The organism is Tardiphaga sp. 42S5 (assembly GCF_034044155.1).
Lineage (GTDB): Bacteria > Pseudomonadota > Alphaproteobacteria > Rhizobiales > Xanthobacteraceae > Tardiphaga > Tardiphaga robiniae.
In genome coordinates, this window is the sequence record NZ_CP139027.1 from 371,885 (window position 1) to 384,875 (window position 12,991).

The window sequence follows — 12,991 nt, forward strand, 5'->3', positions numbered from 1 at the left end:
AAGGATGGGATCAGATGGACGCGATTTATGTTGGCATCGATGTGTCGAAAGATCGGTTGGACGTGGCGATGCGTCCGGGCGGTGAGAGTTTTGCGGTTGCCCGCAATGGTGCGGGGATCGATGATCTGATCGCGCGGCTGAAAGCGCGACCGCCACTGGTGGTGGCGATCGAGGCGACCGGCGGCTTCGAGACGGTGGTCGCCGCAGGATTGGCCGGCGCCGATCTGCCTGTGGTGGTGGTCAATCCGGCACAGGTGCGCGCCTTTGCCAACGCCCTCGGCAAGCGCGCCAAGACCGATCCGATCGATGCCATGGTGATCGCGCATTTTACCGAGGCGACCAAACCGCAACTGCGGCCGCTTCCCGATGCCACGACGCGGCTGCTAGCCGATCTGGTGGCGCGTCGGCGCCAGATCGTTGAGATGATGGCCGCGGAAGGCCAGCGTGCGCGGCGCGTCAGCAATCCGCGCCTGAAGAAGAGCATCGCCCGGCTCCACAAGGCACTGGAGAAGGAGTTGTCCGAACTGGACGACGACATCGGCGATCACGTGCGGGGATCGCCGGCCTGGGCCGAGAAAGAAGACTTGCTGGCGTCGGTGCCCGGCATCGGTCCGACCATCGCGCGCAGCCTGATTGCCGAACTGCCGGAGCTCGGCACACTCGATCGTCGTCAGATTGCGGCTCTCGCCGGTTTGGCGCCATGGACCCGGCAATCCGGCCAGTGGCGCGGCAAGAGCTTCATCGGCGGCGGCCGGGCCAATGTACGCCGCGTGTTGTTCATGGGAGCGATGGTGGCCGCCCGCTTCAATCCGCAGCTCAAACTGTTCCGCGACAAGCTCGTCGCCGCCGGCAAGCCCAAGCTCGTCGCTATCATCGCCGTCGCCCGCAAGCTGCTCACCATCCTCAACGCTATCCTGCGAGACAAGACCCCATGGCAGCATCAAAACGCTTGACCAAAAAGACAGTCGCTCTCCCCGCTCGCGGGGAGAGGTCGAAGCCTGAGCGCAGCGAAGGCTTTGGGTGAGGGGGAGTCTCCGCAAGCTCAGAGCGTGTGGAGACTCCCCCTCACCCGTCGCGGATTTCGTCCGCGCCACCCTCTCCCCGCTTAGCGAAGCTTCGCTTCGCCCGGCGGGGCGAGGGAACTAAGTAAAATCCGCCGGGGTCAGTTCGATCGGCTGGCCATGCGGCGTGCGATCGGCGGCGTGGTCCCAGGCGTCGCGATAGCGATGCAGCGCATCCGCCGTCGTCACGCCCTTCTCGGCGATCAGGTTTTCCAGCGTCGCCAGCCAGTGCCGGTAATAGGTCTCGCCGGTGTCGGCATCACCGCCGGCCTGCGCGCGCTTGATCTCGGCCGCGAGCGCCGCAGCCCATTCCGTCCAGGTGAAGACGCCGCGCTCATGCAGCGTCACGGCCATGGCGAAGGCCTGGGCCTCCCACGGCTCGCGAAACACCGGTCCCTCGGCGTCACAGGGGATGCTCGGGATTTCGACCGTCGCACGGGTTGCAGCTTGAGTATTGGTCGTCATCACACCGGCTCCAGACATCAGGCGAATCCTACACCGACGCGCGCCTCGCGCAAATGTCGCTGCGTGACGCGCATGGCAGGTGTCTAATTCCTGACCTGCGAGAAAAACTTCAACATAAAGCGCGATGTGCGGCACGTTGCCCCGTCTACAGGCTCACACTGCACAATCTGCGATCTTGCTCCGCTGAATATTTTTGGCGTACCCGTCGCTGCACTCGATCCCGTGAATAAAAGGTAGACTTAAGATGGAAAAGCCAAGCCTCATCCTGACCGGAGGACGCGTGTTCTGTGGTCTCAACGAGGGCTTTGTCGAAGCCATCGCGATCGCATCGGGCCGCGTGCTGGCGACCGGTTCAGCCGAGACAATCGCCGAGCTTGCCGGCCCGGATACGCGCATCGTCGAACTCGCCGGCCGCACCGCCATCCCGGGCCTGAACGATGCGCATATGCATCTGTTGCCGCTCGGCCTGACCATGACCGAGATCAATCTGCGGCCGGAGACCGGCGCCAACAGCATCGGCGAAATCCTGCGCCGCGTCGCCGAGAAGGCCAAGACCGCCAAGCCCGGCGAATGGATCAATGGCCGCGGCTATGACCATTACGAGCTTGCGGAAAAGCGTCATCCCACCGCGGAAGAGCTCGATCAGGTCGCGCCGAACAATCCGGTCTATCTCAAGCGCACCTGCGGCCATGTCGCCGTGATCAACACGCAGGCGATGCGCGCGGCCGGCATCGGCCACAACACGCCACAGCCCGACGGCGGCATGATCGAGCGCCGCGACAACAAGCTGACCGGCCTGCTCGCCGAACGCGCGCTGCGCCTGATCGTCGACGCCGCGCCGAAGCCGAGCGCCGAACGCCTGCGCGATGCGATCGACCGCGCCAGCCGATTCATGCTTGAGCAAGGCTTCACCAGCGTGATGGACGCCGCGGTCGGCATGACCGCGGGCATGGCTGAGATCGACGCCTACGAGCATCTCGCCAATTCGAACACGCTGCCGATCCGCACCTGGGTCTGCATCTACGGCAACACCGACGGCATCGGCGATCAGGCACACGCCGCAGGCTATCGCTTCGGCCGCGAAGTCGGCATGCTGCGCTATGGCGCGATGAAAGTGTTCGGCGACGGCAGCGCCGGCGGCCTCACCGCCGCGATGAGCGAACCCTATCTGGTCGGCGATCCCGATAACCGCGGCATCTTCTGCTACACCGACAAGGAAATGCACGACTATCTCGCGCATTATCACGGCCTCGGTTATCAGCTCGCCATCCATGCCATCGGCGATGCGGCCATCGAGCAGGTGCTGTCAGGTATCGAGAAAGCAGGCACGGCGGACAATCCGATCCTCGGCCGCCGCCATCGCATCGAACATTGCGGCTTCCTGAGCGACAGCCAGATCGCACGCATGGCCGCCGCGGGCATCGATCCGGTGCCGCAGCCGGTCTTCATGTATGAATTCGGCGACCTCTACATCACCAATCTCGGCCAGGCACGCACCAACGTCGCCTATCCCATGCGCAAGTGGTTCGACGCCGGTCTGCATCCGGCAGCAAGCTCGGACGCGCCAGTGTCGACCACCGATCCGTTCAAGAACCTGTTCACAATGACAACGCGGATGTCCAACCGCCACACATTGCTGGGCGAAGGCCAGAAACTGTCGATGGCGGAAGCCATCCACGCCTACACCTATTTCGGCGCCTATACGCAGTTCGCCGAAGAGCGCGTCGGCCGCCTGGTGCCGGGCCAGCTCGCCGATATCGCCGTGCTCAGCCACGACGTCTTCACCTGCGCGCCCGAGGAAGTCGAGAAAGACACCCGCTGCGACCTCACCATTCTCGGTGGCGACGTCGTCTTCGACAGGCTGGGTCAGGTCGCAGTCGCAGCGGAATAGAGAGAGCGCGAGACGCTGAGACACGCGGACTATATCCGCCGCTCCGTCTCGCCAGAGCAACGATCTGTTTGACGAAGCCCTCTTGCCGGGAGGCCGCCGCTTCGTTTGTGCATAAATGTACCGTCGCCAGATGACATGGCGACGGCTGCCGATTCAAAACGACGCAACGCCCTAACGGACGCGCTTGCGACAGGAGGCACCTGTTCCGCTGACCGCGGCACGACATTGGTCGATCGTGTCATAACTACAATCGGTGCCCCGCGACTGTGATTTGGCGCACCACGCCCTTCCCTTGGCCTCGCTCTGCGTGGTGACGAAGACCATGCTGGCGCTCGCCACGATCGTGGAAACAAGCAGGGACAATAAAAAACGCTTCTTCAGGTTCTGCATCGCATCCTCCTATTGAATCGTCGAAATAATGGAGGAAGCGATTGCATGACGATATCGGGTGTTGACCTGAGTCCGAGCCGTGGAATTACTCATGCGCCAACAGCGAAAGATCGCGATGCGCTGGAATGGTTATTGTAGCCGCGACGGTGCAATCGTATCGCTCACCTGCAATAGCGATGCGATACCGGGTGGGATCTTCCGTGCGATGTCCGGACCCAGCAACGACCATGGCGCCAGTAATACCGGCTGTGCATATGCCGCCTCTGATTCCCCACCACCGCTCCGGTGGCAGCACCAATGGCCGCACCGCGTCGCCCGCCGACAGCGCCGCCAATGATGGCACCGGACACTGCGCCGCGCCCCGCTGCGCTTTGGGCAAGCGCATCCGCCAGCGGAACCACTGCAGACAGCGTGAGTAGAACGAGCAAGGTTGAGATCCGGCGCATGCGTAACTCCCTGACAATTGACGCCCCTCACCTGTCCCGATTTGAAATGCACATCCAGAACCATAGCCATCGGGGAAAACCCTTAGCCGGTGCGCGTGACGCGCCCGGCGGCTCCGTACGTCGCCATCCGGTTACGGAACCAATGCCGACCGCATGTGCCAGCGCCTTACTAATTATTCACTGGGACACACCGCCCTTCCGAATTATTGGAGCGCGATGCGATACTTTTTCCATATCCTGGACGGGCCGAAAGTTTTTCCCGATGAGGTCGGAAGCCGCCTTGCAAATCCGACGCTCGCGATCACGCAGGCTAGAGCCCTGGCTACGGAATTGAGCAAGGCCGGCGCGCTTTGCAGGTCCCATCTGGTGTTCGTTCTGGACGAGAACGGCAACCGTATCTTCAGATGCCGGGCCAGCTGATCGACAGTCGCAAGACGGACCATTTTTAGTCCGCATCGCTCTCCCCCAACGCGTTTGATAGATTTTTCCGCATTGAACGGCTTCGTATATGGCTGCCGCCGTCTATGCGGATCGGGACGTCGCCGAAGAAGTTGCCGAGTATCAGGGTAAAGCCCGATACCCGCTCAGGTGCTTTCCCCTATATCTCCCGTCGCATCTCAGTTTTTCCCGACTATCCTGCACTACATCGTCATTTGCGAGGTTCGGTCGTGCGGGCCAGAATCTTCAGATTTGCAAAGATCCTGATGGCGTTTTTCGGCATCGCGCTGATGACGATCTTCGCTGTCCGCATCTACGATTCGCAGCGAGGACTGCCACTCGAGACATGGCATACCTACGTTCCGCATGAGCTCCATGCGAGCAAGCTGGATACTGCCGACTGGGCGCAATACATGGCGGCCGAGGCGGAGCTTTTCGACGAAGTCCGGCGCGAGGTATCGCAGAAGCTCGATGCGACAGAACGTGTGCCACCCAATCGGTATTTCGAAGGCAGCCCGGTCTATCCCCCGCATTTCGTGCAGGATTTCAACCGATCCTTTGTGCTGGAGCCGAAGGGCAAGCCGATCGGAGCGGTCGTGCTCCTTCATGGCCTGACGGATTCCCCCTACAGCCAACGCCATATTGCGCGCTTCTATCGCGATCAGGGCTTCCTGGCGATCGTTCCGAGGCTGCCGGCACATGGCACGGTTCCGGCCGCGCTGACCGACGTCGTGTGGGAAGACTGGTTGGCTGCCACGCGGCTCGCTGTGCGGGAAGTGAAGAAGCGAATGGATTCGCCCGTGCCGCTGCATCTGGTGGGATTTTCCAATGGCGGTGCACTGGCCATCATGTATGCGCTTGATGCCATCGACGACGAAAAACTGTCCCGACCGGACCGCCTGATACTGATCTCGCCGATGGTCGGCATCACCAGCTTTGCACGGTTTGCCGGCCTCGCGGGATTTCCGGCCATTCTGCCCACCTTCGCCAAGGCCGCATGGCTCGATATCGTTCCAGAGTTCAATCCCTTCAAGTACAATTCATTCCCGGTGAACGGCGCGCGCCAATCGCATCTCCTGACCAGGGCCCTGCAACGGCGGCTCGCGCGCTATGCGAGTGAAGGCAGGCTGAACCAGTTTCCACCCATACTGACATTCCAGTCGCTGATGGATTTCACGGTGAGCACCCGGGCCATCGTCTCCGACCTCTATGCCCATCTGCCGGCCAATGGGAGCGAACTCGTTCTGTTCGACGTCAATCGCACCGCGCGATTTGGCCCCCTGCTCCGCACCAGCACCGATACCGCGCTGGCACGCATCGTACCCGCCGGCCCGCGGCGCTACCGCCTCGCCGTCATTACCAATTCCGGTGACAACAATGACGACGTGATCGAGCGTGTGACCGAGGCCGGCACTGTCGCCGAGCATTCCCGCCCGCTCGGCCTGAACTATCCAAGAGGCTTCTATTCGCTGTCACACGTGGCGCTGCCATTTCCGGTCAGCGATTCCCTCTATGGGGTGGAGCCGGACAAGTCCGAGGATTTTGGCGAGAACCTCGGGACCCTGGCGCCGCGCGGGGAACGCAATGTGCTGATCGCCAGCCTCGACTCGCTGATGCGGGCGTCATCAAACCCGTTCTTCCCCTATATGGTCGGGCGGATCGGCGAGAGCATTCTCACCCCCGCAAAGACCGCCCAACCCGCCCGGTAAAGCGATATCGGACCTATTGGACCAGACTGGTTCTGAGGCGCGTATACTCCGCCTCTGTAATAGATCCGGCCGATTTCAGGCGATCGAGTTTCTCGATCTCATCGGCAGCGCTGAATCCCACCATCTGGCGTAAATCGTTGCGCGCCTGCTTGGCTCGCTCTGCGTCCCTCTCGGCCATACTGCGTCCGTGCACGAGCAGGTAAGCGAAGATGCCGATATAGGGCAAGACGATGACCATGATCACCCAGCATACCTTGCCAATACCGGACACGTCGTGGCGGCGAAACAGATCACCGGTGACAACGATAAAGAGCCAGAACCACAGCACAAACATGAACACTGCAAAGACGTCGGCCACGAAATTGGCGAACGTAAAGCCTCCCTGAAACAGCATGATCGGTCTCCATGTCTAGATTCGCTCGCGATCACCTGTGTCCCTGGAATCCCAATTCAATACCAGCGATGACCGGTGATGAATGCCGACTATCGAAGAACGAGATTGGATATGCCCAGTGCCAGATTCAGTCCGATCTGACCCTCGACAGAGAGCGGCTGCAGCGTGATCGTACGGCGTGATCCGCCGACCAGGACGTTGGCACCAAGGCCCAGGCCGATGGCAACATTTGCGCTTGCCCCGACATAGCTGCCCCTCAATGTGCCGCGGCCGATATTACTGTTTCGCGCAAAGACACCCCAAAACAGCGTTCCTCCACGGGTGACGCCGACATCGAGGCCAACCCGCCTGATCGTGCCCCTGTAGTTATATCGCCGCCCATCCACGCTCGACAGGAAGACGCATTGCATCTCCTGGCGGGAGCCAAGAACCAGCCCAACCCTCGGACCGGTGCTGCATGTCAGCCCACCGACGCGCAAAAGCTGTTGCGCGTGAGCTGGTGCGGGTAGCATCTGAGGGATCAGGAAGGCACATGCCATCGTCAATATGCGAATGCTGAACATCTGCTTCCCTCTCGAAACCGCGACAAAATAACCAGGCTTCTGCCGGACGAGGCTAGCCGTCAGCACGCAATAGTTAATCGGGAAAAACCCTGAAGAGGTCATGATGAGTACCCGGATTGCCGGGGAACATTGATCTGGATTCAGGTACGCGCAGCAACGCCTGTCCCCACGGACAATTCCAGGTCATACGCAAAGGCCGGAGCGCCACAACTACGGCTGCTTTGCCTCGCTTTTAGCCGAATCCGGAAACTTTAAAATTCGGTAAGAAAGTGGCGGCGCCGATGGACAAACGCCATCTTCAGCTCAGGCGACCGCTCAAACTTCCCAGATATCGCAGGCCCGGATGGCCGGCCGCAAGAGCGCAGTCGTCGTTGTCTCTGAAGAGAATGGTCGGGTGATGTTTGGATCAATCAAGGCGTTCATCTCGCGTGCGATCGAAGACGCCAGTCAACGGAAACACGTCGAGCAGAGAGAGCTTCTCATCGTGACCGCGGCATTGCTCATCCGCGTTGCCACCGTCCATAGCGAGCTATCGGATATCAGGCGCGCCAGATTGCACGCTATTTTCAGATCGCATTATGGGCTGGATGACGCGGCTACGGCTCAGCTTCTCGTTGATGCAGATGCAGTCGCCCGTAGCGCGGTCGACCTTTATCGCTTTACCCGGCAGCTCAATGAGCTGCTCGATGACGATGGACGTCGACGGATCGTTCAACTGATGTGGGAGATCGTTTACGCGGATCAGCGGGTCAACGAATTTGAAGAGAATCTGATCTGGCGTGCGGCAGACCTTCTGGGCGTATCGTCCCGGCAGCGTGTTGAACTTCGACAGCGCGTCGTCGCCGGCATGAATAATTTGGCCGCGGTGTCAGCCTGACGCGATCAGGCGCATCCTAGAGATGCCGATCTTCGGCATGCTCACTGGGCCAACAGTGCCGCTCCGAGAGCCAGTGTCAGTGCGAGCAGTGAAATTCCCGCAACATGCCATTGGCGAAGCGTGCCTTCCGCTTGCTCGATGGTCCTGCCCCAGGCTGGAGCGATCTTCACACACCTGTCCAGAACGACGACAATATCTCCCTCGGGAATATGTGGCAGCCGCCGCACCCAGCGCGACAGCACTGCCGCCAATATGGCGCCCAGCAAAACTGGAAACAGGGCCTTCCACAGCAGTTCGGGCGCCAAAGGATTGGGCAACATTCCTTCGGGGACCGCGAGGAATAGCGCCCATGGTACGATGAGCGCCGCTACGGCGGTCGATAGCCATGGCCAGAACAGGCTCGGTGCCGCTGTCGCCTCGTAATCCGTTGATGCCGTCGTCACCAGGCCTCGTACGAATTGCAGCATGAGCAGCGTCGTGCCGACAGCAGACAGCGTTGCAACCGTGTTCGCGGCCCCGTCCCCGAGCGGTCCGTCGACCACGATTTTTGCCAAGGCACCGCCGGTCAGCGGAAGGCCGCCAAGGCCGACGGCGATGATCGCCACAGGGAGAAGGATGGGCAACAGATATCGGCGACCGGTCACCGCGATCACACCGACGGAGAGAAACAGCGCGCCTTTGACCAGAACGTGGTTCGCAGAATAGAAGATCGCCGCTAGTGCAGCGCGGCCATCTCCGGCGATCATGCCCATGCCAATGACGGCCACGATGAAACCCATCTGGCTGACGCTGGAATAGGCCAGCACAATCTTGGGCCTGCGTTGCGTCATTCCAATGACCACCCCGTAGAGCGCCGCGAACAAGCCGGTGGCTGCGAGTAACGTTCCTGCATAGGGCAGTGCCGTATCGAGGGGGAGAAAGCGGATCATTCCGAGGATGCTTGCCTTGGCGGCTGCGCCACTCAGAACGGCGGCAGCCGGCGCCGGCGCTGCTGCATAGGCCCGTGGCATCCAGACATGAAACGGAACAAGGCCTGCCTTCATGCCAAAGCCTGCGATCAACAGGCCGATGATGAGGTCGCGGTGCGGCGACGTCGGGAGTGCGGCAGCGGCATCGCCGATTAACAGCCCATCGCCGGGAATGTCCATCGCGAGCAGCACGAAGGCGATGAGCAGCAATGTCTCCGCCAGCAATCCAAGGCCGATATAGAGCGCGCCGGCGCGCCACGCATCAGCCGTTTCGTGCTGGATGATGAGGCCGCAGGCGCCAAGCGTCAGCATCGCCAGGAACAAATAGAAGCCCACCATGTCGGCAGCGAAAAATACACCGATGCAGCCCGTCAGTGCGGTGAGCCAGCACACGGCGAACCGCCCGCGATTCGGCCTGCCCTGCAGATACGGTGACGCATAAGCACCGGCCATGATCCACAGCAGCGCAGCAACGCCGAGCAGCAGCGCCCCGGGGAGATCAAGAGCGAAAGTCAAATGCAGACGGGCGGGGCCGACGACAAGCGGGGAATCGTCGGAGACAAGGAGCACGGCCACAAATGCAGGAATCGGAGCAAACGCCAGATACGAAGGCATTCGCAGTAATGCCATTGGCCAGAGGCAAGCCAGCAGCATCCCGAGCGGAAAGAGCAAGGCGAAAGCCAGCAAGGGATATGCCTCTATCATCGCTGCCAAGCCATCGGCGCCTCCGGACGACCAACTTGCAATACATCGATCGGACCGAGCGCCACGAGCCCCAGCAGAACCGAGAGCAATGCCAGCCCCAGCGCCGCCACTTCCTGATACTTCGGCACCGCGGCGTGCAATGTCAGCGGCGCGCTTGGTGGGCCCATCGCCCGCGACAGCACGATGAAGGTATATGCGCTCGTGAGCAGCCCTCCTGCGACGATCACGATTGCCCACCACCACTGCGCCGTTGCGATCGTCGCCTCCAGCAACAGCCACTTTGCCAGAAAGCCACCCGTCGGCGGCAACCCGATGAGGCATAGGCCACCGAGGCCAAAGGCGAACATCGTCATGGGAAGCGCACGTGCGATCCCGCCAAGCTCCGAGATCTGGTCATGTCCAAGCGCGGCATAGACAAGTCCGGCAGCCATGAACATGGCTGCCTTGGCGGTGGCGTGCGAGATGGCCTGGAGCATGCCGCCCGTCAGGGCATCGCCATACTGGAGATGCAACGGGTCGGCAGCGAGCGGAAACATCAGAAACAGATAGCCGATCTGCGCGACCGTCGAATAGGCGATCAGCAGCTTGAGCCGCTTCTGTCGGAGCGCGACAATGTTGCCGCAGATAATTGCTGACGCCCCGAGCACCCCAATGAGTTGACCGGCAGCCACACTCAAGAGTCCCGGCACGGCGTCGAACCAGAGCCGCACAATGAGAAAGAACGATCCCTTCACCACGACGGCTGACAGAACCGCGCTGGCCGCCGCCGGTGCGCCGGCATGCGCCGGGGGAAGCCAGAGATGCAGTGGAAAGAGCGCGGTTTTGGCGAACAGCCCCACCGTCATCAGCGTCGCGGCAGCGAGCGTCGCCGGCTCGATCTGCACGCGTTGCGACATCAGGACGATGTCGAGGGTCCCATAGCTGCCATACAGCAAGGCCGTTCCGACCAGATAGAGGATCGAGCCCAGCAGCGCGAAGAGCAGATAGCGCAATGCTGCCTGCAAGGTCTCCCCGCGACCATCGAGACAGACCAGCGGCACCGCAGCGAAAGTCAGCAGCTCAAGCGCAACGTAGAGTGTGAACAGATCGCCGCCGAGAAAGATCATGTTCATCGCGCCCGAGATCGCCATGAGCATGACCCAGAATACCATCGGCGCGCGGGTTTCAACGGACGCTGCGCGACTGTCGAAATTCGCATGCGCAAACACGCCGATGAGACAGATCACGATGGCCATGGCCACCATCATCGCGACTGAAAGTCCGTCGGCGCGCAGCGTGATGCCGAGCGGTGGCTGCCAATTACCCACAATGTAGCTCAGCGACGTTTCGCTTTGCCATACTTTCAGGAAGACAATGCATGCCACGCCGAGACCGGCGGGCAACAGAAACGCGGCAATTCTTTCGGCGTGCCGCCCGCCAAGGACAAACGACAGCAGGATGCCGACAACCGGCAATACGATGGCCAGAACAAGAAGCGCCCCGTCGGCAGTTGTCGCCCCAAGCGCCGTTGCAGCCGGCATCAGGATTTTTCCTCGCCGGTTTCAGAACTGTCGGAACCGATCGAGGCGCGGGCGGTCTCATCCCCAAGACGCTGCACCAGCGCGATAGCCATGGCCGTCGCCGCGAACGCGACGACAATCGCGGTGATCACCATCGCCTGGGGGACCGGGTCACCGCCGAGCCCGGCCGCTGCCCCCCGCCTGGCGATCACACCGAACAGCAGAAACACACCGCTCCCGAGCAAATTGAATGCAAGGATCTTGCGTAGCGGCTCGGGATTCGTGATGAGCCCGTACAGTCCGATGCCCACCAGCGCTGCGCCACACAAGCCGAACAGCGTTGCCGCGTTCATTGCTGCTGCGCCCGTACCGGCGGTCCTGCGGCCAGCATGCCAAGCGCCACAGCGATCGACAGCGTGAGAGCGGCTTCCACGGCGACAATCAGCGGTTTGGCGTAGCCTGCCGGGTAAGCCAGAAAAGCGTCGGCAAATACCCATCCAGCAAGGCCAATGGCAAGGAACAGCACCGGTCCGGTGACGAGCAGAACACGTAGCCAGAGCCGACCGATCGCAGGAGCTTTTTGCAATCCCGCGACAATGACAAGGAGCCACATCGCAGCCAGCACCGTGCCACCCTGAAAGGCGCCACCAGGATCCTTCGCGCCGACCCAGCACATATAGATTCCGAACACGATTCCCACCGGCGGCAAAAGCTGAGCCAGAAAGATCAGCGTGGGATCGGGCTTTGCATAAATCTGCAGACCCGGCGTTCCGCCCCAGGCGCGATCCGGCGCCAGCGACCAGACCCCAAGCAAAGCGAGCAGCAGGACCACCTTTTCGAGCAGCGTGTCGAGCGCACGGAAAACGAACAGCACGCCGGCGACGGGGTTGCCGAGACCACTCGGCGGCAGGTTTTCCATCACGGTGGGCGCGAGTGTCGGAATAGCCTCCGGCGGATGGAGAATGGGAATGGCAAGAACCGCCACGACCAGCGCACACATTGCACAGGTGGCAAGGCGCGCCGGCCGCGAAATCCGCGGACCATCGACATTCACGGAGCGGGACCGCGCGACGGCGCCGAGCAGCAACAGGCCGGTCATGCCGCCGCCGATCGCTGCCTCTGTCAGCGCCACATCGACCGCGTGGAGCCGGACCCATGCCATGGACAGAAGCAGCCCATAGACGACGAACATGACAACTGCGGCGAATGCCGTGCGCACAAGGATGGCTGAAGCACCGATCGTCAGGATCAGCGCAACGAGAGCAATATCGAAGACGGAGGCGATGCTCATCCGTCCGCTCCGTGGTGGCGTACCGCACCGGCGATCAATTGGGTGACGACCGCCCCGGACAGCTGGACGAGCAGCCAGACGATCATCAATTTGACCGCGAACAGCAGGCTGCTCGTCTGCGGCAGCAAGCCCAGAACGATCAGGCCAAGACCGAGATTGTCAACCTTGGTCAGGGCGTGCAGACGCGTCAGCGTATCCGGGAAACGCAATAGACCCACCGTGCCCGCAAGGAAGAACAGCGCTCCTGCGAAGACCGCGCAAATGGTCAGGATATCCATGACGAAGCTCATGCGC

General features: G+C 61.6%; 15 protein-coding genes. 5 read left to right on the plus strand and 10 right to left on the minus strand.

What is annotated here, in order from left to right:
- Positions 1-14 precede the first annotated feature (14 nt).
- The gene (locus SFY93_RS01720; RefSeq protein WP_320444434.1) at positions 15-953 is read left to right on the plus strand and encodes an IS110 family RNA-guided transposase; all 939 of its coding nucleotides are present in this window, start codon (positions 15-17) and stop codon (positions 951-953) included.
- Between the two features lie 189 nt (positions 954-1,142).
- Here SFY93_RS01720 and SFY93_RS01725 read toward each other — a convergent pair whose 3' ends face one another.
- Complete coding sequence (locus tag SFY93_RS01725) at positions 1,143-1,526, minus strand: nitrile hydratase accessory protein (RefSeq protein WP_320445838.1); 384 nt, start codon at positions 1,524-1,526, stop codon at positions 1,143-1,145.
- 244 nt (positions 1,527-1,770) lie between these two features.
- On the opposite strand from SFY93_RS01725, the gene SFY93_RS01730 reads away from it, so the two are divergent.
- Positions 1,771-3,417: an amidohydrolase gene (locus tag SFY93_RS01730; RefSeq protein WP_320445839.1), complete on the plus strand. Its 1,647-nt coding sequence runs from the start codon at positions 1,771-1,773 to the stop codon at positions 3,415-3,417.
- Positions 3,418-3,588: 171 nt separating this feature from the next.
- On the opposite strand, the gene SFY93_RS01735 is transcribed toward SFY93_RS01730, so the two are convergent.
- Positions 3,589-3,807, minus strand: a complete 219-nt coding sequence (locus tag SFY93_RS01735) for a DUF3551 domain-containing protein (RefSeq protein WP_089263548.1) — start codon at positions 3,805-3,807, stop codon at positions 3,589-3,591.
- A 161-nt stretch (positions 3,808-3,968) separates the two neighbouring features.
- Positions 3,969-4,253 (minus strand): YMGG-like glycine zipper-containing protein, encoded by a 285-nt coding sequence (locus tag SFY93_RS01740; RefSeq protein WP_320445840.1) that lies wholly within the window; start codon positions 4,251-4,253, stop codon positions 3,969-3,971.
- Between the two features lie 216 nt (positions 4,254-4,469).
- On the opposite strand from SFY93_RS01740, the gene SFY93_RS29640 reads away from it, so the two are divergent.
- Together SFY93_RS29640 and SFY93_RS01745 are read left to right on the plus strand one after the other, a co-directional pair.
- Positions 4,470-4,673 carry a DUF6894 family protein gene (locus SFY93_RS29640; protein ID WP_414717038.1) on the plus strand — a complete coding sequence of 68 codons (204 nt, stop codon included), beginning with the start codon at positions 4,470-4,472 and terminating at the stop codon, positions 4,671-4,673.
- A gap of 284 nt (positions 4,674-4,957) precedes the next feature.
- On the plus strand, positions 4,958-6,400 hold the full coding sequence (locus SFY93_RS01745; RefSeq protein ID WP_320447665.1) for an alpha/beta hydrolase: 1,443 nt from the start codon (positions 4,958-4,960) through the stop codon (positions 6,398-6,400).
- Positions 6,401-6,413: 13 nt separating this feature from the next.
- Here SFY93_RS01745 and SFY93_RS01750 read toward each other — a convergent pair whose 3' ends face one another.
- Both SFY93_RS01750 and SFY93_RS01755 read right to left on the minus strand, forming a co-directional pair.
- Positions 6,414-6,794 carry an SHOCT domain-containing protein gene (locus tag SFY93_RS01750; RefSeq protein WP_320445841.1) on the minus strand — a complete coding sequence of 127 codons (381 nt, stop codon included), beginning with the start codon at positions 6,792-6,794 and terminating at the stop codon, positions 6,414-6,416.
- Between the two features lie 89 nt (positions 6,795-6,883).
- Entirely contained in the window at positions 6,884-7,459 is a 576-nt protein-coding gene (locus SFY93_RS01755) for a DUF992 domain-containing protein (protein WP_320445842.1), read from the minus strand.
- A gap of 241 nt (positions 7,460-7,700) precedes the next feature.
- Between SFY93_RS01755 and SFY93_RS01760 the strand changes: the two genes are divergently transcribed.
- The gene (locus tag SFY93_RS01760; protein ID WP_320445843.1) at positions 7,701-8,234 is read left to right on the plus strand and encodes a tellurite resistance TerB family protein; all 534 of its coding nucleotides are present in this window, start codon (positions 7,701-7,703) and stop codon (positions 8,232-8,234) included.
- A 41-nt stretch (positions 8,235-8,275) separates the two neighbouring features.
- Here SFY93_RS01760 and SFY93_RS01765 read toward each other — a convergent pair whose 3' ends face one another.
- The 5 genes from SFY93_RS01765 to SFY93_RS01785 form a co-directional block, all read right to left on the minus strand.
- Positions 8,276-9,817 carry a proton-conducting transporter transmembrane domain-containing protein gene (locus SFY93_RS01765; protein ID WP_320445844.1) on the minus strand — a complete coding sequence of 514 codons (1,542 nt, stop codon included), beginning with the start codon at positions 9,815-9,817 and terminating at the stop codon, positions 8,276-8,278.
- A gap of 86 nt (positions 9,818-9,903) precedes the next feature.
- Entirely contained in the window at positions 9,904-11,427 is a 1,524-nt protein-coding gene (locus tag SFY93_RS01770; protein WP_320445845.1) for a complex I subunit 5 family protein, read from the minus strand.
- On the minus strand, positions 11,427-11,759 hold the full coding sequence (locus tag SFY93_RS01775) for an NADH-quinone oxidoreductase subunit K (protein ID WP_320445846.1): 333 nt from the start codon (positions 11,757-11,759) through the stop codon (positions 11,427-11,429). The genes SFY93_RS01770 and SFY93_RS01775 overlap by 1 nt, the downstream gene beginning before the upstream one ends.
- Positions 11,756-12,697: an MnhB domain-containing protein gene (locus SFY93_RS01780; protein WP_320445847.1), complete on the minus strand. Its 942-nt coding sequence runs from the start codon at positions 12,695-12,697 to the stop codon at positions 11,756-11,758. The genes SFY93_RS01775 and SFY93_RS01780 overlap by 4 nt, the downstream gene beginning before the upstream one ends.
- The gene (locus tag SFY93_RS01785) at positions 12,694-12,987 is read right to left on the minus strand and encodes a cation:proton antiporter (protein WP_320445848.1); all 294 of its coding nucleotides are present in this window, start codon (positions 12,985-12,987) and stop codon (positions 12,694-12,696) included. The genes SFY93_RS01780 and SFY93_RS01785 overlap by 4 nt, the downstream gene beginning before the upstream one ends.
- Positions 12,988-12,991: the final 4 nt, after the last annotated feature.

Bases quoted from the DNA above. Each gene is read 5' to 3' on its own strand.
- SFY93_RS01735 (WP_089263548.1), bottom strand. From the start codon at position 3,807: ATGCAGAACCTGAAGAAGCGTTTTTTATTGTCCCTGCTTGTTTCCACG.
- SFY93_RS01775 (WP_320445846.1), bottom strand. From the start codon at position 11,759: ATGAACGCGGCAACGCTGTTCGGCTTGTGTGGCGCAGCGCTGGTGGGC.
- SFY93_RS29640 (WP_414717038.1), top strand. From the start codon at position 4,470: ATGCGATACTTTTTCCATATCCTGGACGGGCCGAAAGTTTTTCCCGAT.
- SFY93_RS01780 (WP_320445847.1), bottom strand. From the start codon at position 12,697: ATGAGCATCGCCTCCGTCTTCGATATTGCTCTCGTTGCGCTGATCCTG.
- SFY93_RS01765 (WP_320445844.1), bottom strand. From the start codon at position 9,817: ATGCCTTCGTATCTGGCGTTTGCTCCGATTCCTGCATTTGTGGCCGTG.
- SFY93_RS01725 (WP_320445838.1), bottom strand. From the start codon at position 1,526: ATGACGACCAATACTCAAGCTGCAACCCGTGCGACGGTCGAAATCCCG.
- SFY93_RS01760 (WP_320445843.1), top strand. From the start codon at position 7,701: ATGGCCGGCCGCAAGAGCGCAGTCGTCGTTGTCTCTGAAGAGAATGGT.
- SFY93_RS01770 (WP_320445845.1), bottom strand. From the start codon at position 11,427: ATGCCGGCTGCAACGGCGCTTGGGGCGACAACTGCCGACGGGGCGCTT.
- SFY93_RS01720 (WP_320444434.1), top strand. From the start codon at position 15: ATGGACGCGATTTATGTTGGCATCGATGTGTCGAAAGATCGGTTGGAC.
- SFY93_RS01785 (WP_320445848.1), bottom strand. From the start codon at position 12,987: ATGAGCTTCGTCATGGATATCCTGACCATTTGCGCGGTCTTCGCAGGA.
- SFY93_RS01750 (WP_320445841.1), bottom strand. From the start codon at position 6,794: ATGCTGTTTCAGGGAGGCTTTACGTTCGCCAATTTCGTGGCCGACGTC.
- SFY93_RS01730 (WP_320445839.1), top strand. From the start codon at position 1,771: ATGGAAAAGCCAAGCCTCATCCTGACCGGAGGACGCGTGTTCTGTGGT.
- SFY93_RS01740 (WP_320445840.1), bottom strand. From the start codon at position 4,253: ATGCGCCGGATCTCAACCTTGCTCGTTCTACTCACGCTGTCTGCAGTG.
- SFY93_RS01755 (WP_320445842.1), bottom strand. From the start codon at position 7,459: ATGACCTCTTCAGGGTTTTTCCCGATTAACTATTGCGTGCTGACGGCT.
- SFY93_RS01745 (WP_320447665.1), top strand. From the start codon at position 4,958: ATGGCGTTTTTCGGCATCGCGCTGATGACGATCTTCGCTGTCCGCATC.